This is a genomic window from Shewanella glacialimarina, assembly GCF_020511155.1.
In the GTDB taxonomy this organism is placed as follows: Bacteria; Pseudomonadota; Gammaproteobacteria; order Enterobacterales; family Shewanellaceae; genus Shewanella; species Shewanella glacialimarina.
Genome location: NZ_CP041216.1, coordinates 1,710,226 through 1,729,191 on the forward strand (window position 1 = coordinate 1,710,226; position 18,966 = coordinate 1,729,191).

Sequence of the window (18,966 nt, forward strand, 5' to 3'; positions counted from 1 at the left end):
GGTAGCGTTAAGGGAGAGGCTGGTTATGTTGGTTGTTATTAAGCGCGATGGATGTCGCACTGCATTTGATTCAAGTCGAATAAAAGATGCCGTTATTGCCGCAATGGAGTCTGCCGGACAATCAGATCATGACTATGCCTGTGCTTTGGCATTGTCTGTTAAACAAGATTTTCAGCAACAAGCAGAAGTGGATATTCATCAACTACAAGATGTAGTTGAAAACAGGTTAATGTCAGGTCCTTTTAAGTCGGTTGCTCGTCATTACATTGAATACCGACATGATCGCGATGTGAGCCGCGAGAGCAAAAGTAAGTTAAATCGTCAAATTCGCGGTTTAGTAGAACAAAGCGATAGTAGCCTATTAAATGAAAATGCCAATAAAGACGCGAAGGTTATACCCACGCAACGCGATTTATTAGCGGGTATTGTGGCAAAACATTATGCTAAAACTCATTTGCTACCCAAAGACGTGGTGGCCGCTCACGAGCGGGGAGAACTGCATTATCACGATTTAGATTACGCGCCTTTTTTTCCGATGTTTAATTGTATGTTGATTGATTTGGCTGGCATGTTAACCCACGGATTTAAAATGGGTAACGCGGAAATTGAAACCCCAAAATCTATTTCGACTGCAACTGCAGTAACGGCACAAATTATTGCCCAGGTGGCGAGTCATATTTATGGTGGCACCACGATTAATCGTATTGATGAAGTGTTGGCAATCTTTGTTCAAAAAAGCTATCAAAAGCATCTTGCGACGGGGATTAAGTGGCAAATTGCCGACGCTGAAGCCTTTGCAAAAGCGCAAACAGAAAAAGAATGCCACGATGCATTTCAATCACTTGAATATGAAGTGAATACCTTGCATACCGCCAATGGGCAAACGCCCTTTGTCACCTTTGGCTTTGGTTTGGGTGTTAGCTGGGAGTCCCGTTTAATTCAAAAGTCAATATTAACTGTGCGCAAGTCGGGATTAGGTAAAAACCGTAAAACTGCGGTGTTCCCAAAACTGGTTTTTGCAATTAAAGATGGCGTTAACCATAAGGCAGCAGATATAAACTATGATATCAAACGCCAAGCGTTGGAGTGTGCTAGCCTGCGGATGTATCCCGACATTTTGAATTACGAACAAGTCGTTAAAGTCACCGGTTCTTTTAAAACACCTATGGGGTGTCGATCATTCTTGGGCACATTCGAGCAAGATGGTCAGTTGATGCATGAAGGCCGCAACAATCTCGGGGTGGTGAGCTTAAACCTGCCACGTATCGCCATAGAAGCCCAAGGCGATGAAGCCAAGTTCTATGCTTTATTAGATAAACGCCTCGTGGTAGCAAAAAAAGCTTTAGACACTCGTATAGCAAGATTAGTGGGAGTTAAAGCCCGCGTTGCGCCAATACTTTATATGGAAGGGGCGTGCGGTGTACGCCTTAAAGCAGATGATGACATTAGTGAAATATTTAAACATGGTCGCGCATCAATTTCATTAGGTTACATCGGCTTACATGAATCCATTAATGCTTTATATGGTAATGCGCAACATGTATTTGATGATAGGGTTTTACGTCAAAAAGCGCTTGAAATAGTGGCTTATCTTAAGAAAAACACAGAGCAATGGAAACAAGAATCTGGCTATGGCTTTAGTTTATATAGCACCCCAAGTGAAAATCTGTGCTGTCGTTTTTGCAGTTTAGACGCAAAAGAGTTCGGAGTATTACCTGGGGTAACAGACAAAGGTTATTACACCAATAGTTTTCATTTAGATGTTGAAAAGCAAGTGAACCCATACGATAAAATAGACTTTGAACAGCCGTATCCTGAGATAAGTAATGGCGGTTTTATTTGTTACGGTGAATATCCGAACATGCAAAATAACATTGAAGCTTTAGAAGACGTATGGGACTACAGCTACAGCAGAGTACCTTATTACGGCACTAATACTCCCATTGATGAGTGCTATGACTGCGGATTTATCGGTGAGTTTAATTGCACTAGTAAAGGCTTTGTATGCCCTAAATGTGGTAACCACGAGCCCAGTCGAGTGTCGGTTACCCGCCGAGTATGCGGTTATTTAGGCAGCCCAGATGCTAGACCGTTTAATCATGGCAAACAGCAGGAAGTAAAACGACGGGTGAAACACATTTAATGTTTTATAGCGCATATTACAGTGTTGATGTGATTAACGGCGAGGGCACTCGCTGTACCTTGTTTGTCAGTGGCTGTGAGCATGCCTGTAAAGGCTGCTATAACCAACTAACCTGGCGAACAGATGCCGGACATGTATTTACCCAAGCCCTAGAAAACGTCATTATTGCTGATTTGAATGACACCCGCATTCGTCGTAAAGGCTTATCCTTAAGCGGTGGCGACCCTTTGCATCCTGGTAATATTACTGCTGTGCTTAAGTTGGTGAGGCGAGTGAAAACTGAGTGTGTTGGCAAAGATATTTGGTTGTGGACTGGCTATAAGCTAGCAAATTTAACCCTTGAGCAACAAGCTGTTACCGCATTGGTAGATGTATTGATTGATGGTAAGTTTGAACAGTCTTTGGCAGATCCAGCTCTAAAATGGCGCGGCAGTTCAAATCAGGTTATATATCGATTAAATAGCGCCACTTAAATAAAAGCATTTAATAAAGGTACTATTTAGCACTGTTTACTGTGGTTTTTACGCTATTTCCTCCGGTGCTTTTGGCTTGATACATAGCTTGATCAGCATGTTGTATTAGTTGTTGCTCATTATCACCATTTTCAGGGTAACGTGCTAAGCCAATGCTAGGGGATAACTGTAAAACCAACTCATCAAACTGATAAGGTTTATCGAGTTCGGAGCGAATATTTTCTGCAATAACAAGCACTTTATCAAATGACTCAATATCATTTAATATCACCAAAAACTCATCGCCACCAAAACGCCCAACGGTGTCAGATTTTCGCACACAATTGTGTAAACGCTGAGCAATACTCTTTAACATTTTGTCGCCGACAAGGTGTCCATAGTTATCATTTACATGTTTAAAACCATCAATATCAATGAACAATAAGGATAAATGTGTTCCACCTCGGCGTGCTAATCCTAGCGAAGCCTGTAAGCGTTCAAATAATAATGCTCTATTGGGTAATTGTGTTAAAGGATCATGTCCAGCAATATAATGAAGCTGTTGTTCCATTTGTTTACGTTCGGTAATGTCATGGGCAATTGCGATTCTAAATTGATGCTCTTCTGACCAGCGTGCAGACCAAAGAATATCAATAACTTTGCCGTCTTTACGCACCCAACGATTTTCAAAACGACGTTGATTCTCACCACTGATAAGTGTTTCAACAACTTGAAGCGTTTTGGCTTCATCTTCAGGGTAAACAAAGTCAATAATTGGCTTATTGATAACTTCATTTGGCGAATATCCAAATATATCTTCAAACGCAGCGCTTACAAATACAAAACAGCCACTTTTATTCACAATACAAACAGCATCGAGCATTAAATCCATCACATCTTTAAGTGCAGCTAGGTCAATGGTCTTCATAATATCTATCTCAATAATGTCGTTCTGTTTTTTGTAGATTTTGAGTTGCTGGGGTCAAAATTTTAAATGCAAACTGTTTACTAGAACCCTTGTAAGTATGCACTGACTTTCTACTGCGTCATTACATATTCATGTATAGCTAGCCGTTATTCGAAACATCTTGCATAAACTAAAGCAAAATGGATATTTAAATGCCAATCAGCCTTAATGAGAAAGTGTATGATATAGTGAATAGAGTTAGCTATGTTATTGATTTTAATGAATTTTATATTATAAACATAAGAAGTAAAGCTATATTATTAAAGTATAGTGTACGAATTGGTGTTTCTTATCATGTTGTATGTAAAATGTCGATTATATAATAATTTGAGCTAAAAATCTGTTGTCGACTCGCCGATATTGCTATTTGATTAATAATAATTTACGACACGCTTATGAAGTATTTATCAGGTTTATTTTTGTCACTTTCATTGCTGATTTTAGGGGGCGGTCTTTCATTTTATGGCATTACCTATGGCAATGAAATTATGGGAGAGGTTGCAGAGATGCCTCCGCATTTTGGCGTTGGAGTTAATCTTGTTTTTTTAGGATTAATATGCGGCGCGATCCGAGCTTTGCTAACTTGGCTACAAAAGCGCAAGAGTACATAAAAAATCATTATTTGATAAGTTATAGTTAATGATCGGAAATAGCCTGTTTAAGACAGGCTATTCCTATTACTAACGTTGTTGGTTTTTATATGAACATATACGATAAAATAATCAGTACAGTTACAAGTTCGTTAATATTATCGACCATGGCATTTTCAATTAATGCAGAACAAAGTGTGCTAAATATAAGTGAAAAAAGTTTCACCAATATCAGAAAAATGACTCCAGTACGTCACTTTTATGTTGATAATTTACTCGGCAATATAGATGACACATTAGCGGCAGCAAATGCGCCCTAAGGGGCTATTTAACCCGTTGGTTCTATAGTGCAATTGGTACCTACTGAAGCTATGGTAAAGCGAGAAGCCGGTACCTTTTCTGCTACAGGTGATTGGGAGTTTTTTAATTAGTCGTTGAGGATCAAGGGTCTACTATTGCAAAGCTGGGCTTGTCGATGTAAACAATCGTTTCGGGGATAATTGCTTTATTTGTCACTTACCCGCACGCGATAAATGGGACTTTATTTGTGAGTCTAATCATGGCTGCGAACCTATTTCAATCGACCATAGTATGACAGGAGCATTGCAGTGTTCCGATCGCCCGTTGGGCGAAAGCGAACCTGAGCAGGGTGATACTGTTGCGCTGCTAAAATTAAACGCTATGGTCACAATGGGTATTGTTATTAAATGGGTAAAGACCTTTTTTAACTTTAACATTATGATATCTTTATTTAAATATACTTAGTCGTTAATACCGAAAGTCTCTTTCGTGAGGGGGAGATGACATTAATACCGTTAGTAATACTTCATCCTTCTATTAATCTCAGCTTCATTTTAAGCTTATTTCATTTGTACCTACTTTCTCAACACGATTGGTACAAATCATATTCATGTCATTGGGTTAGTTATTTTTAGTTCATTTTTGGTATATATTAGTGCTTAATGATATATTAGGTGGGTAAAAGTCTTGCTTGTTTCACTAAATATCTCGCGATCTTCAATGTTATTCACTCTTAATCTTCTGTTTTAGTTAATAAAATAAATTACTACCATAACTTTCTCATCATCCGTTTTTTTGTGTGTTAATTGCTTTTATTGAGTCAATTATATTTTAGCTATTGTTTGGGTTTTTACCTCAGCAATCCATAGTGCATCCACATATGGAGCCTTATATCAGTCTAAAAACACTATTTTGAATAAATATTGTGCAATTTAAAGTTTGTGTTATTTTAAAATTAGACACAACAAATAATTAACAATACTGTGATAAGGGTGTGGACATGGAAAATAAAGTTATTTTAAAACCCGCTGTGAATATTGGTGTGTTATCGCTAATATTTTTAGGCTGTTCAGTACAGGGAGCTGTTATTGATTGCAATGCCCTTACTCAATGGCAAGCGGGATCTACTTATACCGCAGGGCAGAAAGTCAAAACCCAGCAACAGGTATTTGAAGCTAAATGGTGGAATCAGACCGATCCGATACAGCATTCTGGATCCTGGCAAGAGTGGAAGAAACTGGGCGACTGTCAAAGTGGAGATAACAATCTTGCCCCAACAGTGAGTTGGATTTCGCCAGTAAACAATACTTCTTTGACTGAAAATGACAGCGTTGTCATATCTTTTTTGGCACAAGATAGTGATGGCAGTATCGATCATAGCGATGTATTTCTTGACGGTATTTTACTGACCACCTTGGCTGCGACCGCAAATCAAGTGACATGGTCTGCTGTCAAAGGGCTGCATTATTTTTCAGTTACGACTTATGACGATAAACAAAAGGCTACAAGTTCGAGCCTATTGAATTTGACAGTACAGCAAAAAGATACTCCACCGGATAATCAAGCACCTAATGCAAACTTAACTATTATCGACTCAACTTTAGAAGTTCATATTGGCGATCAAGTTCAATTTGCATTAACGGCCACTGATGTTGATGGTTCTGTTGCTGGGCTTGAGTTATTTGCCAATGACAGCTCAGTATTTTCTTCGGTAACTGCTAGTGAGAGTTTTACTTGGCAAGCCACTGAGTTAGGGCAGGTAACATTTACCCTACAAGCTACAGATGATGATAATGCGATTGGCACTAGTGCTGCCGTTATTGTCAATATTGTTGCAGTGGATGACGTTGGTAACGATAGAGACGCTTGTAAACCGAGCGGCTTATATCAAACCCCTGAAACTAATACCCCTTATTGTACCGTTTATGATGTGAATGGCCGTGAAAAAATGGGCGCGGATCATCCACGTCGAGTTATTGGCTATTTTACCAGTTGGCGTAATGGTGCCAATAACCAACCTAGTTATTTAGTTAACGATATTCCGTGGGATAAGATTACTCATATTAATTACGCATTCGCTCATATTGATGCCAATAATAAAGTGTCAATTGGCGATCCTAATAGTGTAAATAATCCTGCCACCAATATGGAATGGCCCGATGCTGTTGGCGCAGAGCTAGACACAAGTTTGAATTATAAAGGCCACTTTAATTTATTAACCAAATATAAAAAGCAATATCCACATGTTAAAACCCTGATATCTGTTGGTGGCTGGGCGGAAACCGGTGGCTTTTTTGATGAAACGGGTCGGGTTGCCAATGGTGGTTTTTACACCCTGACCACAAATGCTGACGGTAGTGTTAATCATGCAGCGATAAAAACCTTTAGTGACAGTGCGGTTAGCTTTATCAAACAGTACGGTTTTGATGGTATTGATATCGATTATGAATATCCGTCTTCAATGTCTGACTCAGGTCATCCTGATGATTTCGACTTTTCCAATCCTCGCCGTGCAGCCTTAAACAAATCTTATCTGGTGTTAATGAAATCATTGCGTGAAGCATTGGATAAAGCGGGGCAGAGTGATGGGCAACATTATCTATTAACCATAGCGTCACCTTCTTCAGGTTATTTATTACGTGGCATGGAAACCTTCCAAGCAACCCAATATTTAGATTACGTCAACATTATGTCCTATGACTTACACGGAGCGTGGAATTCTCATGTTGGACCTAATGCGGCGCTATTTGATAGTGGCGAAGACTCTGAGCTTGCTGCGTGGGGAGTTTATGGCACGGCTGAGTTTGAAGGTATTGGCTACCTAAATACCGATTGGGCAGTACGATATTTCCGTGGTGCCTTGTCGGCAGGACGGATAAATATTGGTATTCCTTATTATACCCGCGGCTTTAAAGATGTAACTGGCGGCACTAATGGTTTATGGGGCCAAGCGGCCTTGGCAGATCAAGCTACTTGTCCAAAAGGCACGGGTAAAGGGGATAAAAACTCCTGTGGCAATGGTGCTGTAGGTATCGATAACTTATGGCATGACATTGAAAATGATAATGAAATTGCCGCTGGTAGTAATCCACTATGGCATACAAAAAATCTGGCACAAGGCAAGTATGGTAGCTACATCAGTGCCTACGGTTTAAATCCAGAAACGGATCCTGAGGATAAATTAGTCGGCAGCTATCAACGTTACTATGATGCTGTTGCTGCCACGCCTTGGCTGTGGAATGACCAAAAGAAAGTTTTCCTGTCAATTGAAGATGAAGAGTCTATGGCTCGTAAAGTGGATTATGTCATCAATAATGGATTAGGCGGGGTAATGTTTTGGGAACTGGCAGGTGACTTTGACTATGACCAAGTCAAGCAAGAGTATTATATGGGTTCAACCATGACGACTATTGCTTATGATAAATTCCGTCAAAGCGGCATAGCTTACGACATTCACAAAGGAAACGCTGCTTTTGTGGTACCAGAGAAAATGGTTGATATTGATTTTGTTGCCAAAGACTTTCCTGTTGGCGATGACAATTATCCTATCAGTGCAAGCTTTTCTTTTACCAATCAATCACAACTGGATTTATCAGGCGCAAAAATTGCTTTTGATGTTCCAGTATCAACATCAGCAATTTTTAAATCTAACTGGAATTCGCAGAAGAAATTAAAAATGGCCATTGAGATGAATGCATCAAATGCCGCAGGTAATAACATTGGCGGGTTCGAAAATGAGTTTCACCGTTTTTCAATCACGCTTCTTAATGAGTTTGGTGGTGTTGTTGAATCATTTAAACCAGGTGAAACCGTTATCGCACAAGTGATGTATTACATGCCAATTACAGGGCCAGCAAACTTTACCATAGAAAAAGGTGATAAAAGCTACGCTTTTAAAGCAGAGTACCCAGGTTTACCTGAAGCTAAAAAAGATGAGGGCGGTGGCACTGGTCAAAGCTGTGACGGCGTTAATGTGACGGATATTCCTGTTTATCCTAATTTCCCTCAAAAGGACTGGCAAGGAAATCCAGATCATGCAAATGCTGGTGACATGATGCTCAGTAACCAAGTGGTTTGGAAAGCCAAGTGGTGGACTCGCGCTGAACCTAGTAGTGCTGATTGGCAGCAAGTGTGTAGTTTGTAACTGTATTCCCCCCAAACTTTCTGGGGGAATAATTTACTCACATTACATTTAGTTATTAAGGACGATACATTATGAATAATACATCTGTGCAAACTCTATTTACTTCCTCGTTAATTGCCAGTGGGGTGTTTTTATCGATAACCAGTATGTTATTACCTGCGACAAGCCATGCCCATGGCTTTATGGAAAGCCCAAAAGCACGTCAGTCAATTTGTCAGGCTCAAGGCGGTTATTGGTGGCCAGCTGATGGCTCGAATATTCCTAATTTTGCCTGTCGAGCTGCTTTTATAGCATCTGGATATGTGCAGTTTGTTCAAGAGCATGAAATTTCAGTCAACGTAGCAGACTATCATAATCAACAAGCTGTTGAGTCAGCGATACCGGACGGTAGCTTGTGTTCTGCGGGAGTATTTGAGAAACGAGGATTAAACCTTGCTTCACCTGATTGGCAAAAAACCAAGGTTACTCCCAATGGGCAAGGGAATATTCAAATTCGTTTTAATGCCAAAACACCCCATAACCCAAGCTTTTGGAAGTTATATTTGTCTAAGCCTGGATTTAATGCCAGTACTGATGTGCTGCGCTGGCAAGATCTTGAGCTTATACAAGAATATGACAACATCGATTTTATTAAAACTCCAGATGGCAGTCGCTATTATGATATGGAAGTCAATATTCCTGCCGACCGCCAGGGTGATGCCTTGTTATACAGCCGTTGGCAACGTGATGATGTCGTTGGCGAAGGTTTTTATAACTGTAGTGACATTAATATCGTCCGTGATGATATTGTGCCAGATCAATGGCAGCCTCTTGATTACTTTGTCAAACAAGGACAAGTTGCAAATGCCGGAGATCAAGTGTGGTTAAGGTTGTTTAATGCCTCAGGTCAGGAGCTGATTAATCAACACTTTGAGGTGACAGCTAACAATGTTAAACATTGGCAAGCTGATTTCGGCGCATTACTCAATACCTTGTATGACCAATTAGTAAAAATTGGTATTAAAACCGCCACGGGCGATATTAGCTTTGATGCTGATAACCTGCTTTCCAATAAAGTCTGGACTCTAGATAACGACTATAGCTTTGCGTTATCTGTTATGCCGAGCCCTGAGAATACCGCGCCAATTGTTCATGAATTACCATCGCTGAACATGGATGAGAACACCAGCACCGATGTCCATGTGCATGCCTTTGATGATCAAAACAATCCACTTACATACCAATGGCAAGTGACAACCCCCTTAAGTTTTACAGGCAGTGGTGCTGATATTAGTTTACTCGCTGGAGAGGTTGAACGTGATCAATTAGTAACAGTTTCAGTAGCTGTTTCAGATGGAAAACTCACTACCAGTCAATCCTTTAACGTCAACATTATTAATCATCCTGGTCTACCGAATATACCGTTATGGCTTGAAACTCAAGCATATAGCGCCGGTGACAAGGTCACTTATCAAGGTAAGGTTTATCAAGCTAAGTGGTGGAATAAAAATCAAATACCCGCAACAAGCGATGCCTGGAAACTGGCAATGCCTGATAACGGTCAAACACCGAGTTGGAATAATCAAACGGCTTATCAAGGAGGAACACAAGTTATGCATAGTGGTAGTAAATATAGTGCTAAGTGGTGGACACAGGGCGATGAGCCTGGTGTTGCCAGTGTATGGCAAAAGAGTGAGTAACAAATCTGAACAATCAAAATAACCCTAATAAGAATGAGAAGAGAATTATTATGAAAAATACATTATTAACCGTTTTTGCCCTAAGTGCGGCAGCGGCCTCTTGGCAAGCTGCAGCCGCAGCATCAAAACCTAGCATAGACTGGCAACCGCAAGATTATTCATTTGTACAAGTTAACCTAGATGGTCAGGGTTCTTATAAAGATTTAGTGACGGTAAAAAATCAAGTCGGCATCAATATAAAATGGAATGCATGGAGCGGTACCGGGGGCAATAGCTACAAAGTTTACTTTGATGACATGCTAGTCAATGAAGGCAATTTAGCCGCGGGCACCAAAAGTGGTGTGATTAATTTTGCTTACCATAAATCAGGACGTCATAATTTAACGGTTGCTCTGTGTGACAATGACGGTTGTAGTGTGAGTGACGGTAAAGCGATTGTTATTGCCGATACCGACGGCGGCCATTTACCACCTTTAGCTATGGATGTTAATCCTAACAATAAAGACTATCAACATCAGCAAGATACCGTAGTGGGCGCTTATTTTGTTGAGTGGGGGATTTATGGTCGAGACTTTGATGTATCGAATATTCCCGCAAAAAACTTAACCCATATACTCTATGGTTTTATTCCTATTTGTGGCGCTAATGAATCATTAAAAGAGATTGAAAACGGCAATAGCTGGCGTGCTTTACAAAAAGCCTGTGAAGGCAGCGCAGATTATGAGGTGGTTATTCATGACCCTTGGGCAGCCATTCAAAAAACGTTACCAGGCATAAGCAACACAGATCCTATTCGTGGTACCTACGCCCAATTAATGGCGTTAAAGCAACGTTATCCTGATCTGAAAATTTTGCCTTCTGTTGGTGGTTGGACTTTGTCTGATCCATTTCATTCTTTTACCAATAAAGCTAATCGTGACACTTTTGTTGCCTCAATGAAGACATTTCTGCAAACGTGGAAATTTTATGATGGCGTCGATATCGATTGGGAATATCCAGGTGGAAGTGGACCAAATCCTAACTTAGGCGACCCAATTAATGATGGCCCAGCTTATGTCGCATTAATGCAAGAGTTAAGAGCCATGCTTGATGGTTTAGAGGCAGATACTGGACGTGAATATCAACTGACATCAGCCATTGGGGTTGGATTTGATAAAATTGAGGATGTGGATTATGGCCAAGCTGCACAATACATGGATTATATCTTTGCCATGAGTTATGACTTTTATGGTGGCTGGAACAATGTCACCGGACATCAAACCGGTATTTACTGTGGTGAACATTTAACCGCTGGAGAATGTGATGGTACTGGGTTAGATGATGAAGGTAAACCGCGTAAAGGCCCTGCTTATACTACTGATAACGGTATACAAAAGCTGCTTGCTCAAGGGGTTTCTGCATCTAAAATTGTAGTCGGTGCAGCTATGTATGGTAGAGGTTGGGAGGGTGTGATGCCTGCTAACGCCATAGGTAATAATCCAATGACCGCAATGGGCACAGGCAAACTGACCGGCACGATTGCCAATGGTGTTTGGGAGCCGGGTATTCAAGACTATAAAGGCATGAAAAATGCCATGATTGGTGCATCGGGTAACGGTGTTAATGGTTTTGAAACCTTTTATGACGAACAAGCACAGGCAGCGTATGTTTGGAATAAAAGCAGTGGTACTTTGGCTACCTATGATAGCCCTCGTTCTGTTAATGCCAAAGGTCAATATGTTCGTAGTTTAGGTTTGGCAGGACTATTTGCCTGGGAAATCGATGCTGATAACGGTGATATCCTCAATGCTATGCATGAAGGTTTAGCGGGTGGTACGCCTGTTAATAGTAAGCCTGTGATTCAGCTAATGGCTAGCTATAGCGTTCAAACCGGTAATTCACTTACTGTAGCTGCAACCGCAACTGACGCAGATAATGATCCATTAACCTATAGCTGGGCAGTTGATGCTGCATTTACCGCAACAGGTGTCAATACTAATACTCTAGTGCTCAATGCCCCTAATGTAAGTCAAAACACAGATTATATTGCCACTCTAAGTGTATCTGATGGTACGACTACTGTGACTAAGTCAACCACAGTCACAGTCATTGCAAATGCTGCTGTTAATCAACCTCCTGTGATAGCGGATATTGCCAATCTGAGTATCGATGAAAATAAAACAGCGACAGTCAGTGTAAATGCAACGGATGCCGATAACGACACGTTAACCTATAACTGGACTGTTCCAGCAGGATTAGCCTTACAAGGCAGTGGTGCGAATATTAGCTTGCTGGCGGGCGAGGTTAGCCAGAACACCGTTTATACTGTTAGCGTTAGCGTGTCTGATGGCACAAGTAATGTCACTAAAAGCTTTACAGTAGCTGTTAACAATATCGATGCTGGCGGTGACACCACATGGCTTGCCACAAAAGTATATAACACAGGTGATAAGGTTAAATATCAAGGTGTTGAATATAAAGCCAAATGGTGGACTCAGGGCGATAGACCTGACGCAGGTGGAGCTTGGGAGGTCGTAATTACAGATGGTAGCCCGATAGGTAGCTGGAATACGGGTTCGACTTACAATGGTGGTGATAAAGTTATCCATAACAATGCGCAATACCAGGCAAAATGGTGGACAAAAGGCGATGAGCCCGGCGTGAATAATGTTTGGCAAAAGCTATAGTCTTTGAAATGGGTGAATAGCATTTGCTTATAAACGGCAAGGAAAAGTCCTCATGCTGTTAAACACTATTTAGCCCATATCAAACGACTTTCTAGTTTTTATAAAAGGCTTCTGAAAACATTCAGAAGCCTTTTTTATCACAGTGGAAAAGCATACTAAATTATAAATTGGCCAACACTGTCGGATTGAAACTCTTGTGCGGCTCAAAGGAAGCAAATACCTAATAGTCGGCCAATAGCCCTGTGCGTTATATTGCTTACTTGTAACACATCCCCACAGTTTTCTGGCATCACAAAACGATATTTACCCTAATCATTAATAAAACAGCGGTTTCATTTGAATCACTATTCAAACTCAGTTAGTGTTCGTGACATTATTAAATCACCACAAATGAGCCATTCCACAGGCTCGTTATGTGAACATACTAAAAGACAAAACATGGTTGCCATTTCTCGAAAAATTCAGTTGTTAATTTTTTTCTTCATATTAACAGGGTGTACTTCGCTACAGCCAGATGCTGGTGGAAAGATAATAAACTTCACTGAATCCGGTCAAGCCTCATACTATTCTGACAGACATCAAAACAAGAAAACGGCAAGCGGTGATTTATATATTCACAGTCAAAATACAGCAGCACATAAAAGTTTACCTTTTGGCTCAAATGTCAAAGTGACCAATATCAACAATGGCAAAAGTATTATCGTGAAAATCAATGATCGTGGTCCTTTTGTTAAGGGCCGTATCATTGACCTTTCTAAGTCAGCCTTCAACAGCATCGCTAATATATCTAATGGTTTGATTAACGTTAAAATTGAAGTAGTTGATTAGTATTTGTTTGTTTTTATAGCTCGTTGTTAAGGTATTTAGTATCTTGAGGATTCACCATAACCATAACAACTGCCGCAAACAGATAAGGCAACAAAAATTGTAACTTGAATGGGTGCTAAATTTCTCTGGTTAATGTTCATTCGAACTCCTTGTGTATCATAGTTACTTACTTTATCGAGAGCGCTACTCACCTTTACTATCAAAGATATCGATGCACTTGCGGATCTATTTGGTTAACAATTTGATAGTCAATAAAAATATTAAAAGGTGTATGGGAAGCACATTATTAATGATGAGGAGCGCTGAAAGAGGTCTAGCTAGAATCGTAGCTGCACTTGAGTTTTAACAAGTTTGACCAGATGTTATGTTGATTTTAGCGAGTGAATTATCGAACTCGCGTTGGATTAACCTCAGCTTGCTTGCAAGTACCAAATTAATTTAAAACTCGGATTCTATTTTTAAGCTTGAATAGCAATTAATGCTATCGTATTAAAAGTAGATAGACGTGATATTAATTGATTATAAAAATAGGTGGCTCTGGTACTATTAGCCAGAGCCAGCAGGAGAGTTAGGCCTTAAATTGATTAGTCAATTTCTTCAAATTCCTTGATGTCGACTCTAAATCTTCAGAGTTTTTATTCATTTCACTTAGCTGTATAAGATTTTCTTGACCCGATGTGACAATACGGTTGATGTTATGGGTTAAGTCTTCCGCTACCGTACTTTGTTGTTCTACTGCTGTTGCAATATGAGTTGCCATATCGGTAATTTTTTCTGTAGAAATTAAAATTCTATTGATGGCTGTTCCCGAACTTTGAGCATTGACCACTGAAGCCTCACTTTTGCTTTGACTTTCAAGCATCACCTTTACTGCTGACTTAGCGCCGGATTGTAACTTAGTAATACCTGTTTGAATTTCAGCAGTACTTTGTTGGGTTCGGCTAGCAAGGGCGCGGACTTCATCCGCCACGACAGCAAAACCGCGACCTTGCTCTCCCGCTCGAGCTGCTTCAATAGCTGCATTTAACGCCAATAAGTTCGTTTGCTCTGCAATACTGCGGATCACATCTAATATGGACACTATCGCCGTGACATCTTTATCTAGCGAATTTACCACAGTGGCAGCTTCTGTTAATTGACTAGATAAATCATTAATAGAATCAATAGAGTCATTTATAATGTTGGATACTTCTTTGGTATCCATATTAGCTTGCAACGCCGATTCTGCTGAAAGCTTCACGCTTGTAGCGATTTCTTTTGCTGAGGCTGACATTTGGGTGATTGCAGCCGCGACCTGATCGGTTTCTAATTGCTGGTCGTGTACATGCCCACGACTGAGTTCAGCTCCGGTGTGTACATTTCTTGCTGCACGAAATACATCATCAACAGAAACCTGTATAGATTGTACAAGCACTTGAATTTTTTCTACAAAGAGATTAAATGAACTTGATACCTTGCCAATTTCATCTTCGCGACTTACATGAAGCCTACGGGTCAAATTGCCTTCGCCACTGGCTATGTTTTCTAAGGCATTAGCAACATGGGTGAGTGGGCGAGTAATCAGTCGACTAAATAGAAAAAAGAGTGCTGTAACTAAAAAAACATCCAGTAACAACCCTTTTAAAATAGCCCTAAAAGCGAGTTCTGCTAGCTCTTCTTTGATGCTAGTATCATCAATGTATAATCTTACTGTACCGATATCTGAGGCTGTATCATTTTCTACATATTGTAGTGGTATTGTACGAAAGTTAGTACTTTTCTCACCTTTGGATTGGGCAATTTGGTCACCGTTGTCATTATGAAAACTTAAAAAAGCAACGTCATCAGATTGTTGTTCTGAATCAAGTAATCGAGCCATTTGAGACTCTTCATAATTCCAAACTGCGCTAGGTAGGCTTAACTGTAATCTTGAAGCAACTAAATCAAGTTGAACATTTTGTTTCTGTTGTAGTTTTGCACTTTGTGCCAGATAGTCATACACCCCAAATATTACAACTAAAAAGGTTACAGTGACTAGCGCTGCCATGATTAACTTAAAAGAAATTGATTTCATTAGCGTCATAAAAAGTACTCATTTTAACTTGAGTGTATAAAGCAACGTAATCCATTTTATTGCGATACTTAAATGTTACTTATGCCGATAAAGCAGTCCGAAATCTGTTGGAACATGTCGGCACTTGTTATTGACTATTTAATTATTACTTTAAATGCTCTGTCATCAGAGCATCTATATCAATTTTAGCTAAGCCTTGGTTGTAAATTTCTTGCCATTTTTTTCCATCAGCATCATTTCGAAATGCAACATAAAGCTCTTTGTTCATTAATAACTTAGCGTTCATCTGTACCTTATCTGTATTCTTTACCAGCTTACTGCTGTTAGCGAGCATATAATTGAATACGTTCGCGTCAATCACAGCTGCGTCGATACGACCTCCTGCAACTTTTTGAACATTAATCTCATCAGATGTGACAACCTGAGGTTTAATTACATTACTGGCGATGAGTGCATCAAGTTCTTCTGTGTTGACATAATCCTGGACTACGCCCAATTTATATTTAGCGAGATCGCTTACCTCAGCCCAGCTTATAGGCGATGCTACGTTTTCAACCAAACCTAGCGGACCTTGTCCCATGGGTGCTGAAAAAGTAAACTCATTTGATTCATATAAGTATTCTGGAAAATATCCTGCATATTTAGACCCCGGCTCTGAAGCCAGCTTTACTGCTCGGCTCCATGGGAAGAAATCGACAACAAGTTCATGACCCATAGCTTTAAATGCCGCTTGAGCTACCACAACACTAGCTCCTCTATTTTCTAAACTTTTGCCTGAATAGGGTGCCCAATCTAATGAAGTAAGGTTTACGGTTTCGGCGTGAGTTGTAACGCTGCTGACAGCGAATAGTAATCCCAAAATGGCATAGTTAAATTTCATAATATCTCCTAGAAATGAAAAATTGAACCCGAGTAAACAACATGTTGGAGCTGTTATTGATATCAAGGGTAATCTCTTACCTGTTTGTCTGAGGCTTACATTGTTATTATTAAACAATTAGTTAAGTTTATTTTATCTTTAGTAATCCTATTTTTATTATGTGTGTAATAACATTGCCCGGTATTGCAACGCTTAGGTTAACCTAATAATCTGCCTAAAAAGAGTTAGCATCAATTACACATATGCGCTTAGATACAAACAATTGCTGAATAAGTATAGACTTAAATTTTACAACAAGAGTAAATAAAGCTATTTATATCTATTATTTTGCTCGTCTATTAACGATCAAAGTGATCGTAATTAGGTGAATAGTGTGATGTTAATTGATTGTTAGAGTTGCTTTATTGATGTTAGATAGCGTTTGTTTTTTGAGCTTATAGCAGGGAATGTGGCTTGTTGTGCTAAACTTAATGAGCTTAAAAGGTTTAATGGTTCAATATTTGATAGATTGAGCCATTCTGATACAGCTAAAAACTGCTTTGTGAAGTATAATTATCTGTTTTGTGCACAGGCTACAAAGCACTCAAGAGGGAAAATTTACAGTTGGCTGTTTTCACTCTGTTCAACACTTTTGCCAACAATAAATTATCCCATTTATTGGGGCGTTAACTTTCTAGGAATGACATTTTAATGCAGGATAAAATTAACATCATACAAGACTACCTAAACGAAGCTAGGATCCGCTGTACATATAATGCCGCGGCCAAAGCAATAGGTATCAAACCAGCGGAATTAAAAAAACTACTCGGTGATCGCACACCTGCAAGCTCTTGGTTTGTAAACACAGGTGCAGGCGAACCAGTAGGGTACGCTGATAGTGAAAAACATCCTGAACTTTACCGTACAAAGCGCATCATTACATCTGCAGAAGTGCTAACCCGAAATCTTGAGCTTTAAAAGCAAACCAGTTTTTTGAATACTGTTTACTTTATGGCTGGTCCGCAGCAATGCGGCCCATTTTTATTTTAATCAGTTATGGATATTTTGATTATAATACGTTGGTTTTTACTGAGGTGATCATATCCAGAAGCAGACAGAAATTGATAATGAATTGATTTTTAGTATTCGAAGTACTGCTATACTTTACCTATACAAAGGGAACGTAAACATAAGTAATATTCACTGCTAGTTAGTTGCATCGCTTCTTAGAGAATACTGCTTTAATCACAACTTTATGATTGTTCCGCCATATCAGCTACCATAACAAATGTCTCGATTTTTATTGTTTTAGCAGTGTTATTAGCGTTAGTTATTTTTTGCTAAAGCGCCTCGATTGATTTCATAAGAGTCTCACTCTATTGAGGCGCTAATTGCGTAAAATCACTTAAAATATTTATATTCTTAAGCTTATATCAAAAAATATCATTCAGGTCTTCTACAGCATCTATCACCATACCAGTGCCTATGCTAATCAAAAGTAAATCGGTACCTATACGGACAATCTTCTGCCCTTCAGGAGTGCGACCTAGCTGATTAGTAAGTCCAATAGGCACATCATAGTAAATAACATCTTTAGGCAGATGTTGGCCTTTGTGCCATTTTTTAGCTTGTCCCGGAGGTTGGCAACCATTGTTTTTCTTGCTTAGCCCAGGTGGACAATGCTTATCACTTCGAATTGTATTGTAGTAATTCTTAATAACTATCTGGCGGTCATTACTAAAATAGCTCAGCGAGCTCTGTTCATTATCATTGTTATGCTTTGTTTGATGTTTCTCTGATTTTTGTTTGCCGTTATTACCTTTTGAATCTTTGTCTTTAGCAACACTATGACCTATCGAGAACACTATTAAAGTGCTAAAAATGATAAGTGGTAGAATTTTCTTGTTCATAGAATGGGCTCCTTGACAATGAAATAACCGCTTTCAAGCTATAATGCTTTACCGTTAAAACCCAAATATTATTAATAAGGGTAGTGTGTTTACCAAAGTAGTCGTATTAATCATTGCTGTCGAGACAAAAATTTTATAAACACTTGGAGTCATAATGAATAAAAAAATTCTTGGTATCGTAATCATTGCAGTAGGTGCAGCGTTATTTATTTGGGGGTACAACATTTATGATTCAGCAAGTGCTCAAGTAACTCGCGCCATAAATGGTGACACACCGATTGAAGCTTGGTTAGGCATGGTGGGAGGGGCTATTACGGTTTTGATTGGTCTTAGCAAGGTAAAGTAAAAGTCGTAACATTAGATTGCTACTAAACG

At 39.6% G+C, this 18,966-nt stretch carries 14 protein-coding genes; 10 read left to right on the top strand and 4 right to left on the bottom strand.

Translation table 11 applies throughout. From position 1 onward, the window contains the following. Window positions 1-25: 25 nt before the first annotated feature. Window positions 26-2,143: an anaerobic ribonucleoside-triphosphate reductase gene (nrdD, locus tag FJ709_RS07370; protein ID WP_226414968.1), complete on the top strand. Its 2,118-nt coding sequence runs from the start codon at window positions 26-28 to the stop codon at window positions 2,141-2,143. After that, complete coding sequence (gene nrdG / locus FJ709_RS07375) at window positions 2,143-2,616, top strand: anaerobic ribonucleoside-triphosphate reductase-activating protein (RefSeq protein ID WP_226414970.1); 474 nt, start codon at window positions 2,143-2,145, stop codon at window positions 2,614-2,616. The genes nrdD and nrdG overlap by 1 nt, the downstream gene beginning before the upstream one ends. A gap of 22 nt (window positions 2,617-2,638) precedes the next feature. On the opposite strand, the gene FJ709_RS07380 is transcribed toward nrdG, so the two are convergent. Continuing rightward, on the bottom strand, window positions 2,639-3,523 hold the full coding sequence (locus tag FJ709_RS07380) for a diguanylate cyclase domain-containing protein (RefSeq protein WP_226414973.1): 885 nt from the start codon (window positions 3,521-3,523) through the stop codon (window positions 2,639-2,641). Window positions 3,524-3,957: 434 nt separating this feature from the next. On the opposite strand from FJ709_RS07380, the gene FJ709_RS07385 reads away from it, so the two are divergent. The 6 genes from FJ709_RS07385 (at window position 3,958) to FJ709_RS07410 (ending at window position 13,769) form a co-directional block, all read left to right on the top strand. After that, window positions 3,958-4,173: a hypothetical protein gene (locus FJ709_RS07385; protein WP_226414976.1), complete on the top strand. Its 216-nt coding sequence runs from the start codon at window positions 3,958-3,960 to the stop codon at window positions 4,171-4,173. An 89-nt stretch (window positions 4,174-4,262) separates the two neighbouring features. Continuing rightward, window positions 4,263-4,472: a hypothetical protein gene (locus tag FJ709_RS07390; protein WP_226414978.1), complete on the top strand. Its 210-nt coding sequence runs from the start codon at window positions 4,263-4,265 to the stop codon at window positions 4,470-4,472. A 980-nt stretch (window positions 4,473-5,452) separates the two neighbouring features. Then, window positions 5,453-8,596 carry a glycosyl hydrolase family 18 protein gene (locus FJ709_RS07395; RefSeq protein ID WP_226414981.1) on the top strand — a complete coding sequence of 1,048 codons (3,144 nt, stop codon included), beginning with the start codon at window positions 5,453-5,455 and terminating at the stop codon, window positions 8,594-8,596. Between the two features lie 71 nt (window positions 8,597-8,667). Then, entirely contained in the window at window positions 8,668-10,275 is a 1,608-nt protein-coding gene (locus FJ709_RS07400) for a lytic polysaccharide monooxygenase (RefSeq protein ID WP_226414984.1), read from the top strand. A 50-nt stretch (window positions 10,276-10,325) separates the two neighbouring features. After that, on the top strand, window positions 10,326-12,941 hold the full coding sequence (locus tag FJ709_RS07405; protein ID WP_226414985.1) for a glycosyl hydrolase family 18 protein: 2,616 nt from the start codon (window positions 10,326-10,328) through the stop codon (window positions 12,939-12,941). A gap of 438 nt (window positions 12,942-13,379) precedes the next feature. Then, window positions 13,380-13,769 carry a septal ring lytic transglycosylase RlpA family protein gene (locus FJ709_RS07410; protein ID WP_226414988.1) on the top strand — a complete coding sequence of 130 codons (390 nt, stop codon included), beginning with the start codon at window positions 13,380-13,382 and terminating at the stop codon, window positions 13,767-13,769. Window positions 13,770-14,337: 568 nt separating this feature from the next. Here FJ709_RS07410 and FJ709_RS07415 read toward each other — a convergent pair. Together FJ709_RS07415 and FJ709_RS07420 are read right to left on the bottom strand one after the other, a co-directional pair. After that, window positions 14,338-15,822: a methyl-accepting chemotaxis protein gene (locus FJ709_RS07415; protein ID WP_226414991.1), complete on the bottom strand. Its 1,485-nt coding sequence runs from the start codon at window positions 15,820-15,822 to the stop codon at window positions 14,338-14,340. A gap of 145 nt (window positions 15,823-15,967) precedes the next feature. Continuing rightward, complete coding sequence (locus FJ709_RS07420) at window positions 15,968-16,702, bottom strand: substrate-binding periplasmic protein (protein WP_226414993.1); 735 nt, start codon at window positions 16,700-16,702, stop codon at window positions 15,968-15,970. Window positions 16,703-17,392: 690 nt separating this feature from the next. On the opposite strand from FJ709_RS07420, the gene FJ709_RS07425 reads away from it, so the two are divergent. Beyond that, window positions 17,393-17,659: a hypothetical protein gene (locus FJ709_RS07425; protein ID WP_226414996.1), complete on the top strand. Its 267-nt coding sequence runs from the start codon at window positions 17,393-17,395 to the stop codon at window positions 17,657-17,659. Between the two features lie 455 nt (window positions 17,660-18,114). Here FJ709_RS07425 and FJ709_RS07430 read toward each other — a convergent pair whose 3' ends face one another. Continuing rightward, window positions 18,115-18,591: a hypothetical protein gene (locus FJ709_RS07430; protein WP_226414998.1), complete on the bottom strand. Its 477-nt coding sequence runs from the start codon at window positions 18,589-18,591 to the stop codon at window positions 18,115-18,117. Between the two features lie 154 nt (window positions 18,592-18,745). On the opposite strand from FJ709_RS07430, the gene FJ709_RS07435 reads away from it, so the two are divergent. Further along, the gene (locus FJ709_RS07435; protein ID WP_226415000.1) at window positions 18,746-18,937 is read left to right on the top strand and encodes a DUF3185 family protein; all 192 of its coding nucleotides are present in this window, start codon (window positions 18,746-18,748) and stop codon (window positions 18,935-18,937) included. The last annotated feature ends 29 nt before the right edge of the window (window positions 18,938-18,966 follow it).